Here is a 23,053-nt window from a genome sequence, read left to right as displayed (position 1 = left end):
CCATTGGAGTGTCCGCAAAGCCTATCGCAGTGCCCTTTCCTGGTTCAAACGCGGCATCCGCCTTCTCTTGAGACGCGCTGCCAGCGCACTGCCTCTTCCCAAGTTCTTTCAGGGGGCCGAAACATGATAGGTGGTAAGAAGACCTCCGGAAGGCCTTGACGAACGAATTCTTTGGTCAGTGCGGCCACACGATTCATCCTCTCTCTTCCGGGGATGCTCATCCGCATAGCGGGTGAGGTAAGCATCTCCCATGCTGTGCACGTCAGAAGGTCACCGCGCTGCAGTACAATGCCGTCCGATGAATGACGAATTCTTCATGCGCGAGGCGATGTCTCTGGCGATGGCTGCCGAGTGCCTCGGCGAAGTCCCAGTTGGCGCGCTGGTTGTGCGTGATGGCTTCATTGTCGGCCGCGGCTTCAATTCGCCGATCGGCGACCATGATCCCACGGCGCACGCCGAGATTGCCGCTTTGCGCGACGCGGCGCGTAATTTGCGCAATTACCGGTTGCCTGGTTGCGAACTTTTCGTGACCCTGGAGCCTTGCGCGATGTGCGCCGGCGCGGTGCTGCAGGCGCGCATTTCCCGCCTGGTCTATGGGGCACGTGATCCGAAGACCGGGGTGCATGGCAGCGTGGTCGATCTGTTCGCCGTCGAGCGCCTCAATCATCACACCGAGGTACTGGGAGGCGTTCTGGCAGCCGAGTGCGGACAGTTGCTGTCCGATTTTTTTGCGGCGCGGCGTGGCGCAATCGCAGCGGGGGATGAGCGTGCATATCCACATCTCGATCGGCCAGCAGACACTGGTTCTTGTCGATGATTCCGGCCGGGTCCTGCGCCTCTATTCCGTGTCGACCGCACTCAAGGGCCCGGGGGAACGGAAGGGCAGCTTCTGCACGCCGCGTGGCAGGCACCTGGTGCGCGCCAAGATTGGCGCCGGGCAGGCGGCGAATACGGTGTTCATCGGGCGCCGGCCGAGCGGTGAGGTCTATTCTCGCGAACTGGCCGAACGCTACCCCAAGCGTGACTGGATTCTGACGCGCATTCTCTGGCTGTCCGGTTGCGAACCCGGTCGCAACCGGTTGGGCGAGGTCGATACGATGCGCCGTTACGTCTACATCCACGGCAGCCCGGATACAGCGCCGATGGGTCAGCCCGGCTCGATCGGCTGCATCCGCATGCACAATGCGGACATCATCGAGCTCTTCGATCTGGTGCCGCCCTACACGCTGGTCGACATCGGCGAGGACTGAAAAGTCTCGCAGACCTCGCCGAGTGGCTTGGCGTCGGCCGCAAAGCTGCGCTCGGCGAGCGTCGTCAACCCGTCGCGGCGCCTGATCAGCAGCGTCGATGCCCGGGTGCCGTAGTGCTCGGAGTTGACGAAAACGGCCGACAGAATGCGCTCCCATTCGATCGGCACACCGGTCTCTGGCAGGTGTGAGTCGGGAACGATCTCCTGATCGGCGAGCAAGCGGAAGAACGGCGCTCGCTTCGGCAGGGTCGTCAGCGCTTCGGCAAAGGAGGCCCTGGCAGCGGCCAGCTTGGGCCAGGGGGTGTCGAGCAGGTGGTTGGAGAGTCCGTAGATGCCGGGGTCGAGCCATCGCGCCTGGCGGTCACCGCGGTTGCTGCAGTAGGCGAGTCGCTCACCATCACCAATGAAAAGGTTGAAGCCGTTGTACTCGGGTGCCACTGCGGCAAGCTTGCCCAGATAGCTGGCCGGAGTCTGCCGACCAGTCAGGAAATCAGCCACCAGAGCACCGCGTGAGCGAGCATCGGCGCACTGTTGGCCGCCTTCGCGATAATTGGTCAGTGCCGCGAAGCGCTGCTGGCGGGTAACGCCGAACCAGGTGCCGCCGGCTTCGAGGTCACGCCCGGCGAGCACTTGCGGTGCTTCGGGCCAGAAGCCCGCGGCGGCCGAGGAACGCGTGAAGAACTCGTCACGGTTGGCGGCGACGACCAGCGGGTATTCACGGTGCGCCTGCCAGGCGATCAGGATCAGGCACATCGTTGCCGTGCCTCGGGCCTAGGCTGCGGGGCTGCCCAACGGCTTGATATCGAGCGGTGCTCCGCCGGGAGTACCGAGTCGAAGGTCGCCGCCGGCGGCAAAGTTCTCCTGGATGATCGCCAGGGCATCGTGGCCGCCGCTCGGTGCCGGCGCACCGTTGGCAATCATGCCGCAAGGTTGCTGCGGGTTGGCCGGCGAATAGATCGCCTGGCCGGCGCGCATCGGACTGAGCGAGTGGGCATGATAGAGATGGCGTTTGACCTTGCCCAGATACTGCGTGCGGGCGACGATTTCCTGACCGGGATAACAGCCCTTGTGGAAGCTCACCGCCCCCAGCTGCTCGAAATTGGCCATCTGCGGCACGAATTCCTCCCTGGTGCGCTCGCTGATCAGCGTGATCCCGGCCTGGATGTCCAGCCATTGCCAGACGCTCGGCCCGACCGGCCGGGCATGCACCCGGAGCGACTGCCAGAATGCCGGGACGGCGTCGCCCCTGGCGGCAATTTCGAAGCGGCTACCAGCCAGACGGATGACCTCACCGTCGGCGAACCAACTGGCACTCAACGGCGCAGCGGGAATGGGCAGTGCGGCGGCCCGCAGGGCGAGTTCAGCTTGTGGCCCGGCCAGACCGATCAGTTCGCGTTGGCCCGAGCGGTCTGTGATGGCGACCTTGCTGCGCAGGACGAACATCTGCAGGCGCTTGTGGATCAAGGGCAGGAGGTCGGCGGAGAGTTGCAACTGGTAGTCTTCGGGGCTGCTGCGACAGACTAGGAAGCTGGCGAGCATCCTCCCCTTGGCTGAGCACCAGGCCGAGTGCTGCACGCTCCCGATGGCGAGGTGCTTGACGTCGCTGGTCAGTTGATTGTGCAGGAAACCTGCCGCGTCCGGCCCGCTCACCTGGAGTAGGCCGAGGTGACCAAGTGGTGCGACTATCGTCTGTTCGCCGACGGCTGCTCTTTCGGCGACCGGGTCGCCAAAATCAGTGACCAAGTCATTCTCGATGCCTGCCCCGCAGGCACGAAGAAATTCCTGCCAGATCGAATTCATCGTTGCGTCAGTTCCATCAGGGGTGAGGTGCAAGCTGTACACCAGACAGGTTCGGGTCTTCTCGGCCGTGGGCGGCAACCCTGCCAAACGGGCGGGGCTTCAGTCCGCGTTTGCGAGTTTGGGCTATTATAGGGCCAGTCGCCGCCCATTCTGCCAATCGCCCCGATTCCTCATCCCCGCCCTGCAGCCCCACGGCTGCGCCGGATTGATGCACAAATACCTGCGCTCGCTCTTCGTCTTCGCTTTGCTCGTGCTCATCGTGCTCGGCGCTACTGCTGCCTTGCTGGTTCTGACACCGATCGGCCTGCCGCGCGAGCAGGTGGATTTCACGGTTTCGCCCGGCAGCAGCCTGCGCGGTGCAGCCCGGGAGATGGCCGCCGCCGGGGTCGAGGTCGATGCGTGGGCGCTGGTTGTGCTGGCCAGGCTGACCAGTACTGAAGCATCGATCAAGGCCGGCAGTTATCAGATCGCGCGTGGCACAACATTGCTCGAACTGCTCAACAAGCTCACCCGGGGAGACTTCACGCAGGCGGAACTGTCGTTCATCGAAGGCTGGAGCTTCCGACAGTTGCGCGAACGGGTCGATGCGCATCCGGATCTTCGCCATGACACCCGCGACCTGTCCGAGGCGGAGATCATGCGCTTGCTCGGCGCGCCGGGACGAGCGGCCGAGGGGGCGTTCTTCCCCGATACTTACCTTTTTGCCAAGCGCAGCAGCGATGTCGAGGTCCTGACGCGCGCCTACCGCGCCATGCAGCGGCATCTGGAACGCGAATGGCAGGCGAGGGCGCCCGGTTTGCCCTATCGTGACGCAGATCAGGCACTCATCCTTGCCTCGATCATCGAAAAGGAAACCGGGCACGAGCAGGATCGCTCGCTGGTGGCTGCCGTGTTCATCAATCGCCTGCGCCGGGGCATGCCGCTGCAGACCGACCCGACGGTGATCTATGGTCTGGGTAAGCGCTTCGATGGCAACCTGCGCAAGCGCGACCTGCTGACCGATACGTCCTACAATACCTATCTCCACCGCGGTCTGCCGCCGACCCCGATCGCCATGCCCGGCCTCGCATCGCTACAGGCCGCACTGCATCCGGCCGCGAGCGACGCGCTTTACTTCGTGGCACGGGGTGACGGAACGAGCCAGTTTTCGCGCAGCCTGGGCGAACACAATCAGGCGGTGGCGCGTTACCAGAAAGGCGGAAAATCTTGAGTCAGGGCGTGTGCCGGCCGCGCGGCAAGTTCATTACTTTCGAGGGCATCGATGGTGCCGGAAAGAGCAGTCATATCGAGCCGACAGCCGCTTTCCTGCGCGGCCGAGGCATGTCGGTGGTGACGACCCGGGAACCCGGCGGCACGCCGCTCGGCGAGAAACTCCGCGCACTGCTCCTGCACGAAGCGATGCATCTGGAAACTGAAGCCCTGTTGATGTTTGCCGCGCGCCGCGAACATCTTGCCCGACTCATCGAGCCGGCACTTGAGCGCGGCGACTGGGTGGTCTGTGACCGCTTCAGTGACGCTACCTTCGCCTATCAGAGTGGCGGGCGCGGTCTGGCACGGGAGAAGTTCCTGCAACTCGAGCGGTGGGTGCATGCACATCTGCAACCCGATCTGACGCTGCTCTTTGATCTCCCGCCAGTCGTGGCCGGACTGCGCATCGCTGTTCAGGAACGTGGCCCGGACCGCTTCGAACAGGAGGCGCTTGATTTTCACGAGCGAGTGCGTCTTGCCTATCGCCGGCGGGCTGCCGCCGCGGCACAGCGCATCCAGTTGATAGACGCCAATCAGACTCGTGAAGTGATCGAGAACTCGATTCAACAACTGATCACAAGACATTGTTTATGAATGGTTTGAAGCTTAATGCTCCGGTTTGGCAGCAGCTCATGGCGCGACGGGCGCAAATGCCGCACGCATTGTTGCTGGCCGGACAGCAGGGTCTGGGGAAATTCGAGTTGGCGCTGTCCCTGGCCGCGTCGCTGCTCTGTGAGCAGGTCAGGGACAACGGCGAAGCCTGTGGTCGATGCGTCGCCTGCGCCTGGCTGGCGCAGGGCAATCACCCGGATCTGCGCTTGCTGCAGCCGATGGCCCTGGCGGGCGGCGGCGGTGAAGCGGACGAGGGAGTGGAGACGGCGGTGGGGACGAAGAAAGCAAGCCAGCAGATCACGATCGATCAGGTGCGCGGACTGGACGACTTCCTGCATGTCGGCACGCACCGCCACGGCGTGCGCGTGGTGGTTCTCAACCCGGCCGAAGCAATGAATCGCTCGACCGCAAATGCACTTCTTAAATCACTTGAGGAACCGATCGCATCTACCCTGTTCATATTGGTTTCCAACGAGCCTTATCACCTGCTTCCGACGATTCGCAGCCGCTGCCAGACGATCCCGGTACGCTGCCCGCCACAAGCCAGCGCAGTGCAGTGGTTGCGCGACGCGGGTGTGACGGGTCCTGAGCACTGGCTGGCTCTGGCGAGCGGCGCGCCGTTCCTGGCGCTGGAACTGAGCAACAGCGGCGAACGCTTGCTGCTCGATTCGCTGCTCGAGCAGGTCTCCCGCGGACCGGGGCTCGACCCGCTGGCGGCCGCCGCCAATGTGGACCGATTGGTCAAGGCCGAGAAACGCCCGGTGCCCTTGAAACGGGCGCTCGACTGGGCGCAGAAGTGGCTCTTCGACCTGGCCCTGGCAAGCCAGGGTCTGCCGCCCCGCTTCTTCCTGGGCCAGGCAGCGCAACTGCAGCGCCTCGCACAAACCAGCGATCTCCGCCGGATCTTGGCATTCAACCGAAAAGCGCTACAATACAAGGCCCAGTGTGAGCAACCCTTGAATAGCCGTCTGTTTCTCGAAGACTTTTTTCTTGGTTACGCGCGTATTTTCGGCAGTTCCTGAGAGTCCCTGAAGGGCTCCTGCTTCGCTGGCCAGAGGGTTGTCGGGTGGGTCGGGGAGTTTTTCCTGCCGGCGCGAAGGCCAACATGACATGGAAAAGGCGGGGACCGAGCGAGTGAGCAGCAGTCGGGCGGATAGTAGATTCAACGGCGGATTGTGAAGCGATATGGCCGAGGCTGACGCCATCAAGCCTGCGCCTGCGGTGCCGCCGCGCCCGAGCGTCCTGTCGCTGAACATCAACTCGAAGTCGGCGCTTTACGCGGCTTATATGCCCTTGCTGCGCAATGGCGGGATTTTCATTCCGACGACCCGCAGCTATGCGATCGGCGACGATGTGTTCATGCTGCTCTCGCTGATGGACGATCCGGCGAAGCTGCCGATTGCCGGGACGGTCGTCTGGATTACTCCGCTCGGCGCCCAGAACAACAAGGCGCAAGGAATCGGCGTTCACTTCAAGAACGATGAGAGCGGAATCGAGGCCAGACGGCGTATTGAGGGACTGCTCGGCGGCGTCATGCACTCCGGGCGCCCGACCCACACCATCTGATGGCTGCTTGATGCTGGTTGATTCGCATTGTCACCTCGACTTCCCACAGTTGTCCGGGCGCATCGAGCAGGTCATCGAGTTGATGCAGAGCAACGGCGTTGGCTGCGCGCTCTGTATCGGGGTGACACTGGAGGATTTGCCGCGCGTCCTGCGGCTCGCTGAAACCTGGCCAATGCTGCTGGCGAGCGTCGGGGTTCACCCCGAGGCGACCGGGGTGCGCGAACCATCGGTTGGCGAGTTGCTTGAACTGGCCCGTCACCCGAGAGTGATCGCCATCGGCGAAACCGGACTCGACTACTACTGGCACAAGGATGCCCCTGAGTGGCAGCGTGAGCGCTTCCGTACCCACATTCGTGCCGCTCGCACAGCCGACAGGCCACTGGTGGTGCATACGCGCGAAGCGGCGGCCGACACACTGCGATTGATGGCCGAGGAGGGTGCCGGGGAGGTGGGGGGTGTGATGCACTGTTTCACCGAGGACTGGCAGGTGGCCGAGCAAGCCCTCGACCTGGGGTTCCACATTTCATTTTCGGGCATTGTGACTTTCAAGAATGCCAGCACGGTGCGGGATGTGGCGCAACGGGTACCGCTCGACCGCCTGCTGGTCGAGACCGACTCACCCTATCTCGCACCGGTGCCTTACCGTGGGAAAACCAATCAGCCTGGCTACGTGAAGCACGTCGCCGAGGAGGTCGCGCGTCTGCGTGGCCTGTGTTATCAGGACCTTGTCAACGCCACCACAGCCAATTTCTTCCGTCTCTTTCCTGAAGCCCGTACGAAAGTCAGCCAATGAAAATTCTTGCCCTGTTGTTCGCCCTGCTGCTCCCATCCCTGGCCTTGGCCGGGGCTTTCGAAGACATGGAGGAAGCCTTGATCTCAGGCGATACCGCCTGGGCGATTCAACTGATCAATCGCGGCATGGACGTGAACTCGGTCGACGCCGCCGGAAATACCCTGCTGATGCAGTCCGTTCAGCGGGAGAACATGGACTTCTTCGATTACTTGGTGAAACGCCGCGCCCGACTCAACACACGTAATCGTAACGGTGAAACGGCGCTGAGCCTGGCCGCCTACAAGGGCAAACTGCCCTTCGTCAGGCGCCTGGTTGAAGCGGGTGCAGACGTCAACCTCTACGGTTGGCCGCCATTGATCTACGCTGCTTTCAAGGGCCACGCACCCGTGGTCGACTACCTGTTGAAAAAGGGTGCCGAGGTCAATGCGACGACTGCCAACGGGTCGACAGCGCTGTTGTTCGCCGCCCGCTTCGGGCACATGGCGGTGGTCGAAGTGCTGCTGCAGAACAAGGCCGACCCCAACATTGTCAACGATAGAGGTGCAACGGCAATCGATTGGGCTTTGAAATCGGACAACACGGACATCGCCGACCTATTGCGCAAAGCCGGTGGTCGCGCCGGCGATCCGGCAGTCAACCCGGGTTCAAGGTGAGAAGGAGGGCAGGGGACGTACCCGCAGCTGGCCTGACTCGAGAAAGCGCTTGACGATCCGGTAGATGTCGGGATCGAAGGGGCGGTCGTTGGGACCATCGGCAAGCAACCCGGCCAGTGCCTGCTCGCTCTGCACGGTGCCCGTCAGTCGCCAGCGATCGATCAGGTGAATGTCCTCGCGCATGCCGAATTCGTCACGCTCGACCAGCGCCACCGGTCCGCGGTATGGCCACATCCTCAGCTTCCAGCGCGCCAGCGCGCTCAACAGGCGGGCACCGTGTGCTGCAGGTGCCTCCTTGCCGATGCATACTCCACGACAGTTCTTCTGCCGGTAGGCAGAGCAGGCGGTAGCGGTCTGCTCAAGGCCGAGCTGCTTGTGACACAGGCGGTGCGCGTCGGCCAGCAGGCGCAGTGAGCGCTGGGCTTCACGGCGATTGACGTACAGGCCGAAGAGATCATCCACCAGCGCAAAGTCGATCTCACTAGCCAGTGCGAGCCGTGGTCGGAAGTCGCCGGGTGCAGCCTGTTCGAGTTGCCACGAACAGAGTTCGTTGCCCGCTCGTGCGGGCGCGGCACTTGACACTCTGCCAGCCAGTTCGATTTCGCACAGGCGCGCACCCATTTCTCCCGCCGCTTCGCGCCAGTCGATTCGCCAGGTATCACGGTAAAGCGGCTTGTCCCGGTTGCCAGCAGTGAAGTGTTCCAGAACCTGGCGGCGGAGGTTGCTGCTCCGTCTGCTCAGAAGCAGCCGGCCATCCTCCGCGTAGAGGGCATAGGCGCCCGCCGCTTCGGGCAGATCGTCGATCAGAGCGGAGTCGATCTGCGCTGGCAGTTCCGGGTGACCGACGATTGCGGCTATAGCGCAGCGGATCGTGGCCGCCGGTAGCAACCGATGCCAGCTCTGCCACAAGTCCCACAGCAGGCGGGCGTCGGTCAGCGCGCGGTGACGCCCGCCGTGAACGCAGAGGCCATGCCGCACGATCAAGGTGTCGAGGTTGTGCCGGTGATGCTCGGGGAACAGCTTGCGCGAGAGTTTGACCGTGCACAGGCAACGCAGGCGAAGGTTCACTCCGAGCCGGCCAAACTCGCCCTTCAGGAATCCATAGTCGAAACGCGCATTATGGGCGATCAGCAGGCGTCCGTGCAGGCGGTCGAGCAGAGCGGGAGCGATCTGCTGGAAGGTCGGAGCGGAATTCAGCATCGCGTCATCAATGCCGGTGAGGCCTGTGATGAAGGGCGAAAGCCTGGTTTCTGGATTGACCAGAACGCTCCATTCGCGCGCACCGTCCGGGGCGATTTCAATCAGGCCGATTTCAATGATCCGGTCGTTGGCGAAATTGGCGCCAGTCGTCTCCAGATCGAGAAAAACCAGTGGCTCCGGCGCCAGGAGCGCGCTCATCGCTGTATGCAGATCGTGCGTTCGCTCAACGCGGAACGCGTCTGAGCCACTGAAGCGATGGCGTCGGCGAAGAACTCGGTCAGCGCCGCCGGAAGGTCATGCGCCATGCCCGGGATCACCTGCATCCGGGCACCCGGAATGTGCGCCGCCACATCGTAACCGCAGGCCACCGGAATCAGCGGGTCATCGGCGCCGTGCAGGACGAGTGTCGGTGCCTTGATCGTCGCCAGCAGAGCACGTCGATCGCCGCTGGCCAGAAAGGCCGCCAACTGACGTGTCACTCCGCGCGGGTGAAAGCAGCGCTCGTGTTCCTCGGCAAACTGGTTCCGCAAGCGCTCGGGACAACTCGGGAACTCGGGACTGGCCACGGCCAGTTGGCGCCGGATCGCGTCTTCGATCAGGTTTTCCTTGTCACGCGTTGCCGGTAGCGGAGCCAGTAGCGCCTGGGCTGCCTCGGGAGTCGGCGGGGGAAGTTCGGGATGACTGCTGGTGGACATGATGCTGGTCAGCGACAGCGTGCGCTGCGGGTAGCGTGCCGCGAAGATCTGCGCGATCGCGCCGCCCATCGATGCGCCGACGATATGGGCGGCAGGAATGCCGAGTGCGTCGAGCAAGCCGACACAGTCGCCGGCCATGTCGTCGAGCGAGTAAGGTGCGGTGGGTGATGAGCCGCTGCGCAGTGCACGCGCAATGTCGGGAACGCCGGCTTCGTCAAGCTTGCTCGACAAACCGCAATCACGATTGTCGAACCGGATCACGCGGTAGCCGCGGGCAAGCAGCGCCTCGCAAAGCTCGATGTTCCAACGGCCGAGCTGCGCACCGAGCCCCATGACCAGCAGGATCGCCGGGGCCGCTTCGGCACCGAAGGATTCGTACTCGATCTGGAGATGGTTGGCGGTGACTTGGGGCATGGCGGCAAAAATTCGAAAGGTGAAGTGGTTACTGTGTACTGTTTACTGGTTTGGGTACGCTTGGAATCTACCACCGAATGACTCATTTTCAGATAGATTGGGTTGGGGGCTCAGACTCGATCCCGGATATTTCATGTATGACTTTACTATGTGGGCATCGATTTCGGCGAAGGCGGCGCAGCCAATTACACATAATTTGTATTATGTAAAGTTTTGTGATGCTGGAGAACAGGCCAGCGTTGAGTTTGCACCGCTTTCATGAGTACATCGACCCGGTTTACGACTGCAGTTCGACCCGCCCCGCGAAAAAGTCCAGCGCTTCCGGGTTGGCCAGCGCTTCGATGTTCCTGACCGGACGGCCATGCACGACGTGGCGCACGGCGAGTTCGACGATCTTCCCGCTCTTGGTACGCGGGATGTCGGCGACCTGCAGGATCTTTGCCGGGACGTGACGCGGCGTCGTGTTCTGTCGGACTTGTTGCCTGATGCGCGCAATCAACGCTTCGTCGAGGGCGAGTCCTTCGCGCAGTTTGACGAACAGGATCACGCGTACGTCGTGCTGCCAATCCTGACCGATGACCAGCGACTCGACGACTTCCGGCAACTGCTCGACCTGGCGGTAGATTTCGGCAGTGCCGATGCGCACCCCACCTGGGTTGAGCACGGCATCGGATCGACCGTGAATGATCATGCCGTCGTGAGCGGTGAGTTCGACGAAGTCGCCGTGGCACCAGACATTCGGGAAGCGATCGAAATACGCTGCATGGTACTTTGTACCGTCTGGATCATTCCAGAAGCCGACCGGCATCGCCGGGAATGGTGCCGTGCACACCAGTTCGCCCCGTTCTCCACTCCCGGCAGCAGTCGGCCTGCCCTCGTCATCGAAAACATTGACGGCCATTCCGAGGCCACGACACTGTAGCTCGCCGCGGAATACCGGCAGAATCGGACAGCCGAGCGCGAAGCACGAAAGAATGTCGGTGCCGCCGGAAATCGAGGCCAGCAGGAGATCCGGCTTGATCTCCCGGTAGACGTAATCGAAGCTTTCCGGCGCCAGCGGACTGCCGGTCGAGAAGATGGCGCGCAATTGCTCGAGGCGGTGCGTTGCGCGCGGCCGGAGGCCGGTTTTGGCGAGCGCGTCGATGAACTTTGCCGAAGTCCCGAAGTGGGTCATGTGCTCCGCGTCGGCGTAATCGAACAGGATCGTTCCGGGCTTCCCGGCAGGTCGCGCAGCAAACGGTGAACCATCGTAAAGCAGCAGGGTGGCACCGGAAGCCAGGCCGGACACCAGCCAGTTCCACATCATCCAGCCGCAGGTGGTGAAATAGAAAATGCGATCATCCGGCCACACGTCGCCGTGTAACTGGTGTTCCTTCAAGTGTTGCAGCAAGGCACCACCGTGGCAGTGCACAATGCACTTGGGAATTCCGGTGGTGCCCGAGGAGAACATGATGAACAGCGGGTGCGCGAAGCCCAGGGGCCTGAACCTGATCTCGCTGGCGGCGAACGGCGCCACGAAGTCGACGTAAAGCACGCCATTCGGGATCGATGCCAGCGAGGGAGATTCGTTCAGGTAGGAAACGACGACCGTGCGCACGAGACTGGGCATGCGGGCAGCGATTTGGCTGTTCTTCGCCAGACAATCGACCTGCTTGCCGTTGTACCAGTAGCCGTCCACGCAGAGCAGTACCCTGGGTTCGATCTGGCCGAAACGGTCGAGCACGCCCTGCACGCCAAAGTCGGGCGAGGCCGAAGACCAGATTGCACCCAGCGAGGCGGTGGCGAGCATCGCAATCAGGGCTTCCGGCATGTTCGGCAGATAGGCGGCAACGCGATCACCCTCCCCGACGCCAGCGGCCTGCAAGGCTTGCATACAGCGTGATACCTGGGCGTAAAGCTCTCCGTGCGAGAGGCGTCGCCGCACCTTGTCCTCGCCCCAGAAGATCAGGGCATCGGCCGCGTCGCGGCGACGCAACAGATTTTCAGCGTAATTCAGTCGGGCCTGGGGAAACCAGTTCGTTCCGGGCATGCGGTCGGCGTTCTCCAGCACCGTTTGGCCACGTTCCCCGAGCACGGCGCACTCGTCCCACACGGAGGTCCAGAAGGCCTCGGGCTGGGCGACCGACCAGCGCCAGAGGCCGGCGTAATCCGCGCAGCCGGCTTGCCAGCGTCGATTGACCGACGCCATGAAAGCGCTGATCCTGGCGGCAGCGATACGTTCATTGCCCGGCTGCCAGAGTGCTGTCTGCTCCATCCTCCCTCCCCCTCCCTGCTCTGCCTCAGGCCGGCAACTGGCTGCGCAGTTCGTCCGGAATCGGCACCGATTTTCCGCTTGCGACGTCCATCCAGACCATCTTCGAATCGCCCGTTGCATGGATCGTGTCATCGTCTTGCCGGCGAATCTCGTAATGTGTCGGCACGCTGCTGCGACCGGGATGTCCGCAGAACATGCGCACTTCAACGACCCCGGGGTAATTCAGGGGGATCAGGAAGGTGCAACTGGCGTTGATGATGACCGGGGCCGAGCCCTTCGGCATGACCTGGAAACCGAGCTTCTCCAGAAACTCGACACGGGTCTGCTCCATGTAACGAAAATAGACCGTGTTATTGACGTGCCCGTAGGCATCCATGTCCCCCCAGCGGATCGGAATGAGGCTGGTGAGGACCAGTGTTCGTTGGCTTTGCATTGAATTTCCTGTGTTCGCGTCGTCCGGCCGCTGCACGTGGCCGGACGACCGTGAAGCCTGCAACACCACTTTCTCCGGCGCCGCGTCTGACGAGACCGCCAAGTTGTGGTGTCGGTGTCTGGCAGGCACTCAGAACATGTCTTCAGGCAGCGCCAGCACCCCTTCAGCGCCTTCCGTCACGCTGCTCGCCAGACCTGCGGCCTGCGACAGTACATGGTCGGCATAGAAGCGGGTGGTGACGATTTTCGCCGCGTAGAACGGGTCGTTGTCGCCAGCGTCGATCTTCGCCTGCGCGATCAGCGCCGCGCGCGCCATCTGCCAGCCGCCGGCGACGACACCGAGCAGCATCAGGAACGGCACGGCTCCGGCCGATGCGGCACGCACATCGGCAGAGTAGGTGGCCACCAGCCAGTCGCCTGCTTCGGCCAGCGCGTCGACTGCGGTTGCGAAACGTCGCCGGATGGCCGCGAAATCGTTTCCGCTTTGCCCGGCCAGTCGAGCGTCGACCTCGCGCATCAGGCCGATCACCATTTTCAGCGTACTGCCCCCCTCGCGGGCCATCTTGCGGCCGATCAGGTCGTTCGCCTGGATGCCGGTGGTTCCTTCGTAAATGGTCGAGATCTGGGCATCTCGCAGATGCTGCGCAGCACCGGTTTCTTCGACATACCCCATTCCGCCGTGCACCTGGACGCCGATCGACGCGATGCTCACCCCGGACTCGGTGCTCCAGCCCTTGACCACGGGGATCATCAGATCGACGAAAGCCTGATTGTGCCGGCGCATCTCGGCATCCGGATGGCGTACCGCGGCGTCGTGCGCTGCAGCCACGACATAGGCCAGGGCGCGCGTTGCCTCGGCTCGCGACTTCATGGTCATCAGCATGCGGCGCACATCGGGATGCTTGATGATCGGCACCTTCGGGCCGCCGCGCACGCCGATATCGGTGCACTGGATGCGGTCGCGCGCGTAGTCGCGCGCCCGCTGGTAAGCCCGTTCGCAGACGGCAACTCCTTCCAGACCCACCCCGAAGCGCGCAGCGTTCATCATGATGAACATGTATTCGAGTCCGCGGTTTTCCTGGCCGACCAGGTAACCGACCGCTCCGCTGCGATCACCGAAGGCCATGATCGCCGTCGGGCTGGCGTGGATGCCGAGCTTGTGCTCGATCGACACGCAGTAGGCGTCGTTGTGCGCCCCCAGGCTGCCGTCGTCATTGACCATGAGTTTCGGCACGACGAACAGGGAGATACCCTTGACTCCCTCGGGTGCGGTGGGCGTCCTGGCCAGGACGAGATGGATGATGTTCTCCGCCATGTCGTGCTCGCCGTAGGTGATGAAGATCTTCTGACCGAAGATGCGGTAGCTGCCGTCGTCCTGCGGTTCAGCACGGGTGCGTACGGCAGCCAGGTCGGAACCGGCATTCGGCTCGGTCAGGTTCATGGTTCCTGTCCACACCCCGCTGACCATTTTCTCGACATAGATCTTCTTCAGCTCGTCGCTACCCGAGAGAACCAGCGCCTCGATGGCGCCGGCGGTCAGCAGCGGACACAGGGAAAACGAATGGTTGGCGGATTTCCACATCTCTCCGACCGCCGCGGCAACCACTTTGGGCAGACCCTGACCACCCCATTCGGGCTCGTTGGCGAGAGCGGTCCAGCCACTGTCGGCGAACAGCTTGTAGGCATCCTTGAATCCGGCAGGCATGACGACTGTCTTGTCGTGCCACCTGGCGCCTTCCTGGTCTCCGGGCCAGTTGAGCGGCGAGAGGACTTCCTCGGCGAAGCGCGCGGCCTCCTCAAGCACTGCGTCGATCAGATCGGGAGTCGCTTCCTCATAACCCGGTAGCTGTGCCACCTGGTCCAGTCCGGCGAGTTCCTTCAGAACGAACTGCATGTCACGAACCGGGGCAACATATTCACTCATGTGTTTCTCCTTTTATGGTTGCTGTGCTGATTGGTGGCCGACCTCGCGGTTGGCGATGAGGTCGATCAGAAAAACTATTTCCTCGACCACCGGCAGGGTGAATCCGCTGCGCTGGCCGTCGCGGTTGTCGCGCAGGAGTCGCTCGAGATAGCCGACACACTCCGGTTTTCCCCAGAGCGAGACGATTCGCTCGCAAATGTGCGGAATTGCTTCCAGGGTCACCGCCTTCTGTCGCGTCGAATCGAATGGCACGAGTTCAAGTTCAGCGCCGGACCGACCGCCATCCCAGCGCAGCACTTCGACGTTGAAGCTGCGGTTGAGTTTCACTGTCAATGCTTCGAACTCCTTGCGCATGCCGTTGCGCTGGTAAAGCTGGAGCAGCCGGATCCATGGGCGGACGGACTCTTGCGGCAGGACCGCGATGTATTCCTCGAGAGTACGCGCGGCACCGTTGACCTGACCGAAGGACAGCATGATCTCGGCCAGTTCGAGTGCCGGGGCAGCCCCGGCGATTTCGGGTTCGGAAGACAGTGCCGGCGAGGTCGCCGGCGGGGTTGCAGCCGGCAGCGTGGATGCCGGCAACGAGGACGCGGGCGGGGCAAGCGCGGAGCGCGGCCGGCCGCCGCGCGCGGAACGCCCGCTCACCAGAGCTGTGGCCTCCTCTTCCGTTATCGAGAAATCGGCTTCGCTGCCTGCCGGCAGCGTTGCCCGCGCGCCCTCGGCAGAGCGCGCCTGCCTGCTTGCCGAGCGCCGGTGACGAACAAGCAGAAGCAGCAGCAGGACGACACCCGAACCGCCATAGGTCAGCCACGCGTTCGGGTCGGCAGGATCGCTCCACGCTGCCGTTTTCGGCCCACTGCGCGGTGCGGGAGGCTGGGACGCCGCTGGCACAGCAACCGGTGCAGCATTCGCGGTGGTGCCAGGGTCTACCGGTGGTGCGCCGGCCAAAGGCGGGGGCGTGGTGCTTGCCGGAGCGGCTCCCGTCCGCACCGTCGCCACTCCCTCAGCGGAAGTTGTTGCCGTCAGCGTTGCGGTCACTCCCCCCTCAAGCTGTTCGGCGGCCCGCTTGAGTTCGGCAACGTTGGCTTCCAGCCAGGCAAGTTTGTTGCTCATCGCTTGCTGGTCATCGAGCGGATCGTTGAGCATGTCGAGCGCCCGACGTTCGAGGCGGAACAGGTCGCGCTCCAGTCCGCTGCCCGGGGCGCGCAATGAAATTTCCTCACTGAGGCTGAGGGACGATGTTTCGTCTTTTGTCCCGGCGTCCGCCCTGGCGCGCGACGGTGGCTCGATCGGCAGCGACGGCTTGTGTGGTGGCGCCGCGTCGCCGTCGGTGCGACGTTCGGCCTTGTTCCCCGCAGCCGATTCCGCCTGGGCCACGCGCGCTGGCCCGGTACGGCTGCCGGGTGCCGAGGATGGGGGGGCAGCGGAAGGTGCTGTCAGGAGGAGCGTGTACTGGCGATCGGTTCCGCTGGCGCATTCCGAACGGACAGCCAGATGTACCACCGGTTCGACAACGGGAGTCTGCGACAGCACGCTCAACCTGCCCTGGCCGTCCTCCCGTCGATAGCTCAGACGTGCGGTCGTGATCCAGGGCAGATCGTCGCCGGCGACCGACGGCCGATAAAGCTTCAGGCAGCCGGGATCGAAACGTTCCGCCGGGTGCTCGCCGACCTCGATCTCGGCACGCAGAATCTGGCCGACGCGGGAACTGGTCCGAATTTCGCCGAGCACGATGGCTTTCGCGTCTGGCAGTGTCAGCAGCAAGGGGGCAAACGCGCCAAACAGCAGCAAACGCGAGGTCTCCACTCTCATCAGCGGGTTCCTCCGTTTGGCTCGCAGCCGGTGCGCACCGGATTCACTTCCCGCGCAAGAACGACGCGTCATCGAAGTCCGCCAGGAGGGAGGGACGATAGACGGCGAACAAGGTGCTCAGCATGCCCGACAGCCACGCCTCGGAAAAACCGAGCAACAGGAAATACGGCAGGTAGTCCTCGCTCAGGTACGCTCCGGAGTACGTTCCCGACAGCGCGAGCAGTGCACACGACGCCACGCCGACGCCAAACACCGCGAGCGCCGAGGTGAAGAACCCCTTGCAGAAGATATAGACGAACAGGTGGCTGGGCAGCAGGCGGTCCACCAGCCGGTGAGCGCTCTGGCTGATCCCGACCCCGACCCCGGCCATCAGCAAACCATTGACCGCGAAAGCCTGCCAGCCGGCGGCACCGTTCAGCGTGACCCCGAGGAGGACCAGACAGAGACCGACAAAAGCGAGTTCCCAACCGAAGCACAGGGTGAACACCGTTGCCCCCAGCAGGTGCAGCGAGAGGCCGGGTTTGATCCCGGCCTTCAGATGCCAGAGCAGGATCAGCGCGACGATCATTCCCAGGAAGGCATTCAGACGCGCGCTGTCCGCCAGCCGACGCCAGGGTGCCCGCCAGACGGCGAGCACCGCCAGCACGGCCCACAGGAACCAGGCGGGCAGGAGCCAGTTGCCGTCCAGCAGACCATCCGGCAAATTCATGCTGCCTGTCGCCCCCTTCGCCGCTCAGCCGAGCTCGGCGAGCAAGGCCGGCAGGGTTTCGAACAGATCGGCGACCAGTCCGTAATCGGCGACCTGGAAGATTGGCGCTTCACCATCCTTGTTGATCGCGACAATGACCTTGCTGTCCTTCATCCCGGCGAGATGCTGTATGGCGCCCGAGATGCCGACCGCGATGTAGAGCTGCGGCGCAACGATCTTCCCGGTCTGCCCAACCTGATAGTCGTTCGGTACGTAACCGGCGTCAACCGCGGCGCGCGACGCACCGAGCGCCGCGCCGAGCTTGTCGGCCAGCGGCTCGAGCAGCTTGTGAAAGTTGTCGCCGCTGCCCATGCCACGACCACCGGCGACGATGATCCTGGCGGCGGTGAGTTCTGGACGTTCGGACTTGGTCAGCTCCCGCCCGAGCAGCTTGCTCAGGCCGAGATCCGGGCCGGCCGGCAGGCTCTCGACGACGGCGCTGCCGCCCTCGCCTGCCGCTTCGAAAGACGTCGCCCGGACGGTGATCACCTTGATCGGGTCGGCCGACTGAACGGTGGCCACGACGTTGCCGGCATAGATCGGGCGGACGAAGGTGTCGGGCGATTCCACGGCCATGATCTCGGAAATCTGCGCCACGTCGAGCAACGCGGCAACGCGCGGCATGACGTTCTTGCCGCTGGTGGTTGCTGCAGCGAGCAGATGGGAATAGGCCGCCGCATTGGCGACGACCAGTGCCGCGAGATTTTCGGGTGACTGATCGGCATGGTGCGCGGCGTCGACCACCAGAACCTTGCTCACGCCTGCGACTTGCGCTGCCGCACTGGCGGCTGCCGCGCACGCGCTTCCGGCAACCAGCAGATGGATGTCACCACCGATCCGGCTTGCCGCCGTGACGGCATTCAGGGTAGCGGCCTTGAGCGAGGTATTGTCGTGTTCAGCAATAACGAGAATGGCCATGGTCAGATCACCTTTGCTTCGGTCTTGAGTTTCATCACCAGATCGGCGGCATCCGCCACCTTGATGCCGGCTGTCCGCTTCGGAGGTTCGGCGACCCGAAGGGTCTTCAGGCGTGGCGCCACGTCGACGCCAAGCGCCGCCGGGGTGGTCGTCTCGAGCGGCTTCTTCTTGGCTTTCATGATGTTCGGCAGGGTCGCGTAACGCGGCTCGTTGAGACGCAGGTCGGCAGTCAGTACCGCCGGCAGGGAAACCTCGATGGTTTCCAGACCGCCATCGATTTCGCGGGTGACCGTCGCCTGTGGGCCGGCAACCACGATCTTCGAGGCGAAGGCCGCCTGTGGCCAGTTCAGCAGACCGGCCAGCATCTGCCCGGTCTGGTTGGCGTCGTCGTCGATCGCCTGCTTGCCACAGAGGACCACCTGCGGTTGCTCCCTGGCGCACACCGCCTGCAACAGTTTGGCGACCGCCAGCGGTTGCAGTTCGCCATCCGTCTGGATGAGAATGCCGCGGTCGGCACCGATGGCCATCGCCGTGCGCAAGGTCTCCTGACAGTTGGCAACCCCCGCCGAGACAACGACCACCTCCGTTGCCACACCGGATTCCTTGAGACGTACCGCCTCCTCGACGGCGATTTCATCGAATGGATTCATCGACATCTTGACATTCGCCAGGTCCACGTCAGTTCCATCCGGCTTGACGCGGACCTTGACGTTGTAATCCACCACCCGTTTCACTGGAACGAGGATTTTCAATTTTCTCTCCTTAATCACTACACCCAAACCGATGTCGAACGCCATGCGCGCCAGTGGCGTTTGACATTCCCGAATTCTGACCGGACAATACACCATACCGCATGGTATGGATGGCGTACGGTACCGTATGGAGTGCTGGCTGTCAACACTGCCTCGACTGACGATGAGGCCTAAGCAGTAATATTGCCTGACACGCGCGATTCAGGAAAGGACCCGATCACGATGAAACCGGCAGGTAGCCGACCGCGTGCTGCGCTCGACCGCAACGAGTGGATTCAGTCGGCGATCGAAACGCTCGCCGAGCAGGGGGTTCAGGGGATGCGGGTCGAGGTGCTGGCCAAGAACTTCGGGGTCACCAAGGGCAGTTTCTACTGGCACTTCAAGGACCGCAAGGATCTCTTCGACGCCGTTCTGCAGACCTGGCGAGACGGCCGCATCCGCGACATCGAGAAGCAGAGCGTGGCGACCCCGGGCCGGGAGGAGAGCCAGCTCCTGCACCTGATCGACGTCTATGGCGCGACGCGAAACCGCAAGGGGATCTCGATCGAACTGGCGGTGCGCGAGTGGGCACGGCGTGACGCGCAGGCGGCTGCCGTCGTCGCCGAGGTCGACACCTGGCGCATCGAATGCACGCGCAAGCTGTTTGTCGCCCTGGGCGTGTCGGACGAAGAGGCCAAGAGCCGCAGCCTTCTCCTCTACGCCTACGTCTTCGGACAGAGCCTGATGGCCTGCGAAAATTACGATCCGCGCCTCGCCGACTTCAAGCGCCGGATCGCCGAGCTGATCGTCAGACCGCAACAGGACGCTCCCGACAGCCCCGGCTGAGCGACACAACATTCCCCTGCACCGGAACAACCGAGATGCCAGAAGCTACCAGCAGCCAGCCTTTCATCCTGGCGCTCGACCAGGGAACGACCAGTTCGCGCGCCATCCTTTTCGCCCGCGACGGCAGCATTCGCGGCCTGGCGCAGCAGGAATACACCCAGCACTACCCGCAACCCGGATGGGTGGAGCACGATGCCGGCGATATCTGGCAGACGCAACTTGCCGTGGCGCGCGCCGTGCTGCGCGACAACGGCATCCCGGCCAGCCAGATCGCTGCCGTTGGCATCACCAACCAGCGCGAAACCAGCGTGCTCTGGGATCGCGCCAGCGGCGAACCGCTGCACCGGGCGATCGTCTGGCAGGACCGCCGCACAGCCGGTCTCTGCGCTACCCTGACGGCGCAGGGGCACGCCGAATTGTTCCGCGCGCGGACCGGCCTGGTACTTGACGCCTATTTCTCGGGCACCAAGCTGAAATGGTTGCTCGATCACATTCCGGGCGCCCGGGCGCGGGCCGAACGAGGCGACCTCGCCTTCGGCACGATCGACAGTTGGCTGGCCTGGCAACTCTCCGGTGGCCGCGTGCATGTGACCGATCCGTCGAACGCCGCGCGCACCCTGCTCTTCGACATCCGGCGCCATTGCTGGGATGACGAGTTGCTGGCCCGGCTCGACATCCCGCCAGCGGTCCTGCCGCAACTGGTCGACAGCAGCGGCCTGATCACGACGCTTGCCACGGAGCTGCTCGGTGCGCCGATCCCGTTGGCCGGCATCGCCGGCGACCAGCAGGCTGCCACCTTTGGCCAGGCCTGTCTGGCGCCGGGAATGGCCAAGAACACCTACGGCACCGGCTGCTTCCTGCTGATGAACACCGGCGACCGGGCGATGAATTCGCGCCACCGGATGCTGGCAACGATCGGCTGGCGGCTGCGCGGGCAGACGACCTATCTGCTGGAGGGCAGCGTGTTCATGGGGGGGGCGACCGTGCAGTGGTTGCGCGATGGCCTCGGCATGATCTCCCGTTCCGACCAGATCGAAGCCCTGGCCGCTTCCGTTCCCGACAGTGGCGGCGTCTACCTGGTGCCGGCCCATACCGGCCTCGGCGCGCCGTACTGGGACCCCTATGCGCGCGGTGCCCTGCTCGGCATGACCCGCGGCACCGCTCGGGCGCATGTCGCGCGTGCCGCGCTCGAGGCGATCGCTTTCCAGTCGGCCGAGGTGCTCGAAGCCATGCAGATGGACTGCAGCGCGCGGCTGCGCGAACTGCGCGTCGACGGCGGCGGCGCCGCCAATGATCTCCTGCTGCAGTTCCAGGCCGATCTGCTGGGTGTACCGGTGGTGCGTCCACGGATCACCGAGACTACCGCGCTTGGTGTCGCCTACCTCGCCGGGCTGGCGGTCGGCTTCTGGCAGGATGAGGCCGAACTGACTGCATTGTGGCGGGCCGAACGGCAGTTTGCGCCGGGCATGTCGGACGATCAGCGCGCCACCCTGCTGGCCGGCTGGCGGCGGGCGGTAGATCGCTGCCGCCATTGGGCTGCCGCCGACTGAAATCCGGCCGGGCGAAGCGGCAAGCGGGCCGGCCTCAGGGCGCGAGCTTCAGCGGGCGGGTGGGAGCAGGCCGGCGACCCGCTCCGCCGGCGGCATGGTCGCGGCGCGCCAACTGGCGTCGAGGTTGTCGATCGCCAGGGCCACCAGATCGGGATCGAGCACCCCCTGCCTGACGAAGTGGTTGAGGAAGCGGGGAATTTCGTCGGCAGGCTGCCGGCCACGGTAAGGGCGTTCCTGCGCCAGGGCCTGGAAAACGTCGGCCACCGCCACGATGCGCGCCTCACGGGACAGACGTTCGGCACTCCGCCGGAACGGATAGCCGTGGCCGTTGAGCGCCTCGTGATGGAACGCCGCCCACTCGGCGACCTGCTCCAGACCCGGGATATGGCTCAGGATCTGATAGGTCTCGAAACTGTGACGTTCCATCACCGAGAACTCGAGCGGCGTCAGGCGGGCCGGTTTCTCGACGATTTCGTCCGGCACGCACAGCTTGCCGACATCGTGCATCAGACCGGCCACCTCGACTTCGGCCAGTACGTCGGCGGCCAGCCCGGCCCGCTCGCCGAGGAAACGGGCGAGTTGGGCGACACCCAGCGAATGCGCCGCCGTGAACGGGCTCTTGGCATCGACGATGCTCGAGATCAGCCGGGCGACATGGCCAAACTGCGGAAAGTCGATGCTCATGCGCCAATCGGTGAGCAGCAGGTCGTTCAGGTAGCGCTGGACGTGACGCGGTACCAGCGCGATCCAGAAGGCCTCGCAGGCGGACGCCGCAACGAAGGCGGCGACGACCTCGGGCGACAGTTCGCGGCCAGCCAGCGCCGCGATGTCATCGACGATGCCGACGCGGTTGAACAGCGGGTTTTCGAGGCCACGCTGCAGCAGTAACGCATCCACCCGGTCACCCAGCAGAATCAGGTTGCTCTCCAGCGCGTCGATCTCGCCGAGGTCGCCGGGCAGCTCGCACCAGGGAGTATGGTGATAGCGGATGGATTTGGCCACCAGCGACAGGTGGGCGAAGGGCTGCAGCAAGCGATAGCCGGTCTCGCAGTGAACCTGCCGCTCATCCCGGTCGGCCAGGCGCAGCAGTCGCCGGCGCAGCGCGGTGGACGAAACTCCGAGATCATGCAGCAGGCTGGCGCAGACCAGCCGGTCGAGACGCTTCTCCGGCAGGCCGAGCAGCAGGCCCGTCTCGCGTGCGATCATGGCGACGCGCTTGCCGTGCTGGAAGTCGTTGACCCCGACCAGATCGAGGGCGTCGGAGAGCGCCAGGATGGCGCTGCGCAGTTCGATTCTCAGTGTCATGCAGCGAAGAACGCCCGGACGCGGGCGACCTGTGCAGTCTCCCACACGGCGCGCCGCCGGCACGCCAGACACGACAACGCCCCCGGCGCGGGCCGGTGCTGCCGAAGCAGCCACGCGGCATCGCGCCGGGGGCATTTCATCGCCTGTGCGCGGCTTCGCCAGGGCAAAGCCGCGCAAGACTCAGGCGCCGCGTTCGCGCATCCACTTGCCGACGGTCGGCGCCAGGACCTTTTGCGACAGGCCGCCGGTGTAGATGCCGATGTGTCCGGTGGCGATGGCAAACTCGGTGTAGTCCTTGCTGCC

Annotated in this window: 22 protein-coding genes; 10 read left to right on the top strand and 12 right to left on the bottom strand. The window is 64.0% G+C overall.

Annotated features, from left to right (window positions below; translation table 11 throughout):
• Positions 1-298: 298 nt before the first annotated feature.
• Together tadA and JNK99_RS12855 are read left to right on the top strand one after the other, a co-directional pair.
• Entirely contained in the window at positions 299-817 is a 519-nt protein-coding gene (gene tadA / locus JNK99_RS12860) for a tRNA adenosine(34) deaminase TadA (protein WP_291853748.1), read from the top strand.
• Positions 762-1,250 carry a L,D-transpeptidase gene (locus JNK99_RS12855; protein WP_291853746.1) on the top strand — a complete coding sequence of 163 codons (489 nt, stop codon included), beginning with the start codon at positions 762-764 and terminating at the stop codon, positions 1,248-1,250. Before tadA ends, JNK99_RS12855 begins: the two co-directional genes overlap by 56 nt.
• Here the strand turns inward: JNK99_RS12855 and JNK99_RS12850 are convergent.
• Positions 1,220-2,002, bottom strand: a complete 783-nt coding sequence (locus tag JNK99_RS12850) for an NRDE family protein (RefSeq protein ID WP_291853744.1) — start codon at positions 2,000-2,002, stop codon at positions 1,220-1,222. The two genes, JNK99_RS12855 and JNK99_RS12850, sit on opposite strands and share 31 nt — an antisense overlap.
• Before the next feature lie 18 nt (positions 2,003-2,020).
• Entirely contained in the window at positions 2,021-3,049 is a 1,029-nt protein-coding gene (locus JNK99_RS12845) for a folate-binding protein (protein WP_291853743.1), read from the bottom strand.
• Between the two features lie 208 nt (positions 3,050-3,257).
• Here JNK99_RS12845 and mltG point away from each other — a divergent pair, with 208 nt between their 5' ends.
• The 6 genes from mltG (at position 3,258) to JNK99_RS12815 (ending at position 7,921) form a co-directional block, all read left to right on the top strand.
• Positions 3,258-4,259, top strand: a complete 1,002-nt coding sequence (mltG, locus tag JNK99_RS12840) for an endolytic transglycosylase MltG (protein WP_291853741.1) — start codon at positions 3,258-3,260, stop codon at positions 4,257-4,259.
• Positions 4,256-4,891, top strand: a complete 636-nt coding sequence (gene tmk / locus JNK99_RS12835; RefSeq protein ID WP_291853738.1) for a dTMP kinase — start codon at positions 4,256-4,258, stop codon at positions 4,889-4,891. Before mltG ends, tmk begins: the two co-directional genes overlap by 4 nt.
• Positions 4,888-5,931, top strand: a complete 1,044-nt coding sequence (gene holB / locus JNK99_RS12830; protein WP_291853735.1) for a DNA polymerase III subunit delta' — start codon at positions 4,888-4,890, stop codon at positions 5,929-5,931. The genes tmk and holB overlap by 4 nt, the downstream gene beginning before the upstream one ends.
• 163 nt (positions 5,932-6,094) lie before the next feature.
• Positions 6,095-6,475 carry a PilZ domain-containing protein gene (locus JNK99_RS12825; protein WP_291853733.1) on the top strand — a complete coding sequence of 127 codons (381 nt, stop codon included), beginning with the start codon at positions 6,095-6,097 and terminating at the stop codon, positions 6,473-6,475.
• Between the two features lie 10 nt (positions 6,476-6,485).
• Positions 6,486-7,268 carry a TatD family hydrolase gene (locus JNK99_RS12820; RefSeq protein WP_291853731.1) on the top strand — a complete coding sequence of 261 codons (783 nt, stop codon included), beginning with the start codon at positions 6,486-6,488 and terminating at the stop codon, positions 7,266-7,268.
• The gene (locus tag JNK99_RS12815) at positions 7,265-7,921 is read left to right on the top strand and encodes an ankyrin repeat domain-containing protein (protein ID WP_291853729.1); all 657 of its coding nucleotides are present in this window, start codon (positions 7,265-7,267) and stop codon (positions 7,919-7,921) included. The genes JNK99_RS12820 and JNK99_RS12815 overlap by 4 nt, the downstream gene beginning before the upstream one ends.
• Here the strand turns inward: JNK99_RS12815 and JNK99_RS12810 are convergent.
• From JNK99_RS12810 to JNK99_RS12770, 9 genes are all read right to left on the bottom strand, one after another.
• Complete coding sequence (locus tag JNK99_RS12810; protein ID WP_291853727.1) at positions 7,913-9,319, bottom strand: 3'-5' exonuclease family protein; 1,407 nt, start codon at positions 9,317-9,319, stop codon at positions 7,913-7,915. The two genes, JNK99_RS12815 and JNK99_RS12810, sit on opposite strands and share 9 nt — an antisense overlap.
• A complete protein-coding gene (locus JNK99_RS12805) occupies positions 9,316-10,230 on the bottom strand; it encodes an alpha/beta hydrolase (protein ID WP_291853725.1) in 915 nt (304 codons plus the stop codon). Before JNK99_RS12805 ends, JNK99_RS12810 begins: the two co-directional genes overlap by 4 nt.
• 277 nt (positions 10,231-10,507) lie before the next feature.
• On the bottom strand, positions 10,508-12,484 hold the full coding sequence (locus JNK99_RS12800) for an acetoacetate--CoA ligase (protein WP_291853723.1): 1,977 nt from the start codon (positions 12,482-12,484) through the stop codon (positions 10,508-10,510).
• A gap of 25 nt (positions 12,485-12,509) precedes the next feature.
• Complete coding sequence (locus JNK99_RS12795; protein WP_291853721.1) at positions 12,510-12,917, bottom strand: thioesterase family protein; 408 nt, start codon at positions 12,915-12,917, stop codon at positions 12,510-12,512.
• A gap of 129 nt (positions 12,918-13,046) precedes the next feature.
• Positions 13,047-14,840: an acyl-CoA dehydrogenase C-terminal domain-containing protein gene (locus tag JNK99_RS12790; RefSeq protein ID WP_291853719.1), complete on the bottom strand. Its 1,794-nt coding sequence runs from the start codon at positions 14,838-14,840 to the stop codon at positions 13,047-13,049.
• Between the two features lie 12 nt (positions 14,841-14,852).
• Positions 14,853-16,652: a hypothetical protein gene (locus JNK99_RS12785; RefSeq protein ID WP_291853718.1), complete on the bottom strand. Its 1,800-nt coding sequence runs from the start codon at positions 16,650-16,652 to the stop codon at positions 14,853-14,855.
• Positions 16,653-16,695: 43 nt separating this feature from the next.
• Complete coding sequence (locus JNK99_RS12780) at positions 16,696-17,361, bottom strand: energy-coupling factor ABC transporter permease (protein ID WP_291853716.1); 666 nt, start codon at positions 17,359-17,361, stop codon at positions 16,696-16,698.
• Positions 17,362-17,385: 24 nt separating this feature from the next.
• Positions 17,386-18,318, bottom strand: coding sequence for an FAD-binding protein (locus JNK99_RS12775; RefSeq protein ID WP_291853714.1), 933 nt, complete (start codon positions 18,316-18,318; stop codon positions 17,386-17,388).
• Between the two features lie 2 nt (positions 18,319-18,320).
• On the bottom strand, positions 18,321-19,070 hold the full coding sequence (locus JNK99_RS12770; protein ID WP_291853712.1) for an electron transfer flavoprotein subunit beta/FixA family protein: 750 nt from the start codon (positions 19,068-19,070) through the stop codon (positions 18,321-18,323).
• Positions 19,071-19,292: 222 nt separating this feature from the next.
• Between JNK99_RS12770 and JNK99_RS12765 the strand changes: the two genes are divergently transcribed.
• Positions 19,293-19,895 carry a TetR/AcrR family transcriptional regulator gene (locus JNK99_RS12765; RefSeq protein WP_291853710.1) on the top strand — a complete coding sequence of 201 codons (603 nt, stop codon included), beginning with the start codon at positions 19,293-19,295 and terminating at the stop codon, positions 19,893-19,895.
• A 35-nt stretch (positions 19,896-19,930) separates the two neighbouring features.
• Positions 19,931-21,445, top strand: coding sequence for a glycerol kinase GlpK (glpK, locus tag JNK99_RS12760; protein ID WP_291853709.1), 1,515 nt, complete (start codon positions 19,931-19,933; stop codon positions 21,443-21,445).
• 48 nt (positions 21,446-21,493) lie between these two features.
• Here the strand turns inward: glpK and JNK99_RS12755 are convergent, their stop codons facing one another.
• Positions 21,494-22,750: an HD domain-containing phosphohydrolase gene (locus JNK99_RS12755; RefSeq protein WP_291853707.1), complete on the bottom strand. Its 1,257-nt coding sequence runs from the start codon at positions 22,748-22,750 to the stop codon at positions 21,494-21,496.
• Positions 22,751-23,053: the final 303 nt, after the last annotated feature.

Origin of the sequence: Accumulibacter sp., assembly GCF_016789985.1 — a bacterium.
Classification (GTDB): domain Bacteria; phylum Pseudomonadota; class Gammaproteobacteria; order Burkholderiales; family Rhodocyclaceae; genus Accumulibacter.
The sequence above is the reverse complement of the archived record's forward strand: the minus strand, read 5'-3'. Positions and strand labels throughout refer to the sequence as shown.

Excerpts from the sequence above, each read along its gene's own strand:
- JNK99_RS12765 (WP_291853710.1), top strand. The coding sequence starts at position 19,293 with ATGAAACCGGCAGGTAGCCGACCGCGTGCTGCGCTCGACCGCAACGAG.
- JNK99_RS12810 (WP_291853727.1), bottom strand. The coding sequence starts at position 9,319 with ATGAGCGCGCTCCTGGCGCCGGAGCCACTGGTTTTTCTCGATCTGGAG.
- glpK (WP_291853709.1), top strand. The coding sequence starts at position 19,931 with ATGCCAGAAGCTACCAGCAGCCAGCCTTTCATCCTGGCGCTCGACCAG.
- mltG (WP_291853741.1), top strand. The coding sequence starts at position 3,258 with ATGCACAAATACCTGCGCTCGCTCTTCGTCTTCGCTTTGCTCGTGCTC.
- JNK99_RS12790 (WP_291853719.1), bottom strand. The coding sequence starts at position 14,840 with ATGAGTGAATATGTTGCCCCGGTTCGTGACATGCAGTTCGTTCTGAAG.
- JNK99_RS12780 (WP_291853716.1), bottom strand. The coding sequence starts at position 17,361 with ATGAATTTGCCGGATGGTCTGCTGGACGGCAACTGGCTCCTGCCCGCC.
- JNK99_RS12815 (WP_291853729.1), top strand. The coding sequence starts at position 7,265 with ATGAAAATTCTTGCCCTGTTGTTCGCCCTGCTGCTCCCATCCCTGGCC.
- JNK99_RS12755 (WP_291853707.1), bottom strand. The coding sequence starts at position 22,750 with ATGACACTGAGAATCGAACTGCGCAGCGCCATCCTGGCGCTCTCCGAC.
- holB (WP_291853735.1), top strand. The coding sequence starts at position 4,888 with ATGAATGGTTTGAAGCTTAATGCTCCGGTTTGGCAGCAGCTCATGGCG.
- JNK99_RS12845 (WP_291853743.1), bottom strand. The coding sequence starts at position 3,049 with ATGAATTCGATCTGGCAGGAATTTCTTCGTGCCTGCGGGGCAGGCATC.
- JNK99_RS12805 (WP_291853725.1), bottom strand. The coding sequence starts at position 10,230 with ATGCCCCAAGTCACCGCCAACCATCTCCAGATCGAGTACGAATCCTTC.
- JNK99_RS12800 (WP_291853723.1), bottom strand. The coding sequence starts at position 12,484 with ATGGAGCAGACAGCACTCTGGCAGCCGGGCAATGAACGTATCGCTGCC.
- JNK99_RS12855 (WP_291853746.1), top strand. The coding sequence starts at position 762 with ATGAGCGTGCATATCCACATCTCGATCGGCCAGCAGACACTGGTTCTT.
- JNK99_RS12850 (WP_291853744.1), bottom strand. The coding sequence starts at position 2,002 with ATGTGCCTGATCCTGATCGCCTGGCAGGCGCACCGTGAATACCCGCTG.
- JNK99_RS12825 (WP_291853733.1), top strand. The coding sequence starts at position 6,095 with ATGGCCGAGGCTGACGCCATCAAGCCTGCGCCTGCGGTGCCGCCGCGC.
- JNK99_RS12775 (WP_291853714.1), bottom strand. The coding sequence starts at position 18,318 with ATGGCCATTCTCGTTATTGCTGAACACGACAATACCTCGCTCAAGGCC.
- JNK99_RS12795 (WP_291853721.1), bottom strand. The coding sequence starts at position 12,917 with ATGCAAAGCCAACGAACACTGGTCCTCACCAGCCTCATTCCGATCCGC.
- tadA (WP_291853748.1), top strand. The coding sequence starts at position 299 with ATGAATGACGAATTCTTCATGCGCGAGGCGATGTCTCTGGCGATGGCT.
- JNK99_RS12820 (WP_291853731.1), top strand. The coding sequence starts at position 6,486 with ATGCTGGTTGATTCGCATTGTCACCTCGACTTCCCACAGTTGTCCGGG.
- JNK99_RS12785 (WP_291853718.1), bottom strand. The coding sequence starts at position 16,652 with ATGAGAGTGGAGACCTCGCGTTTGCTGCTGTTTGGCGCGTTTGCCCCC.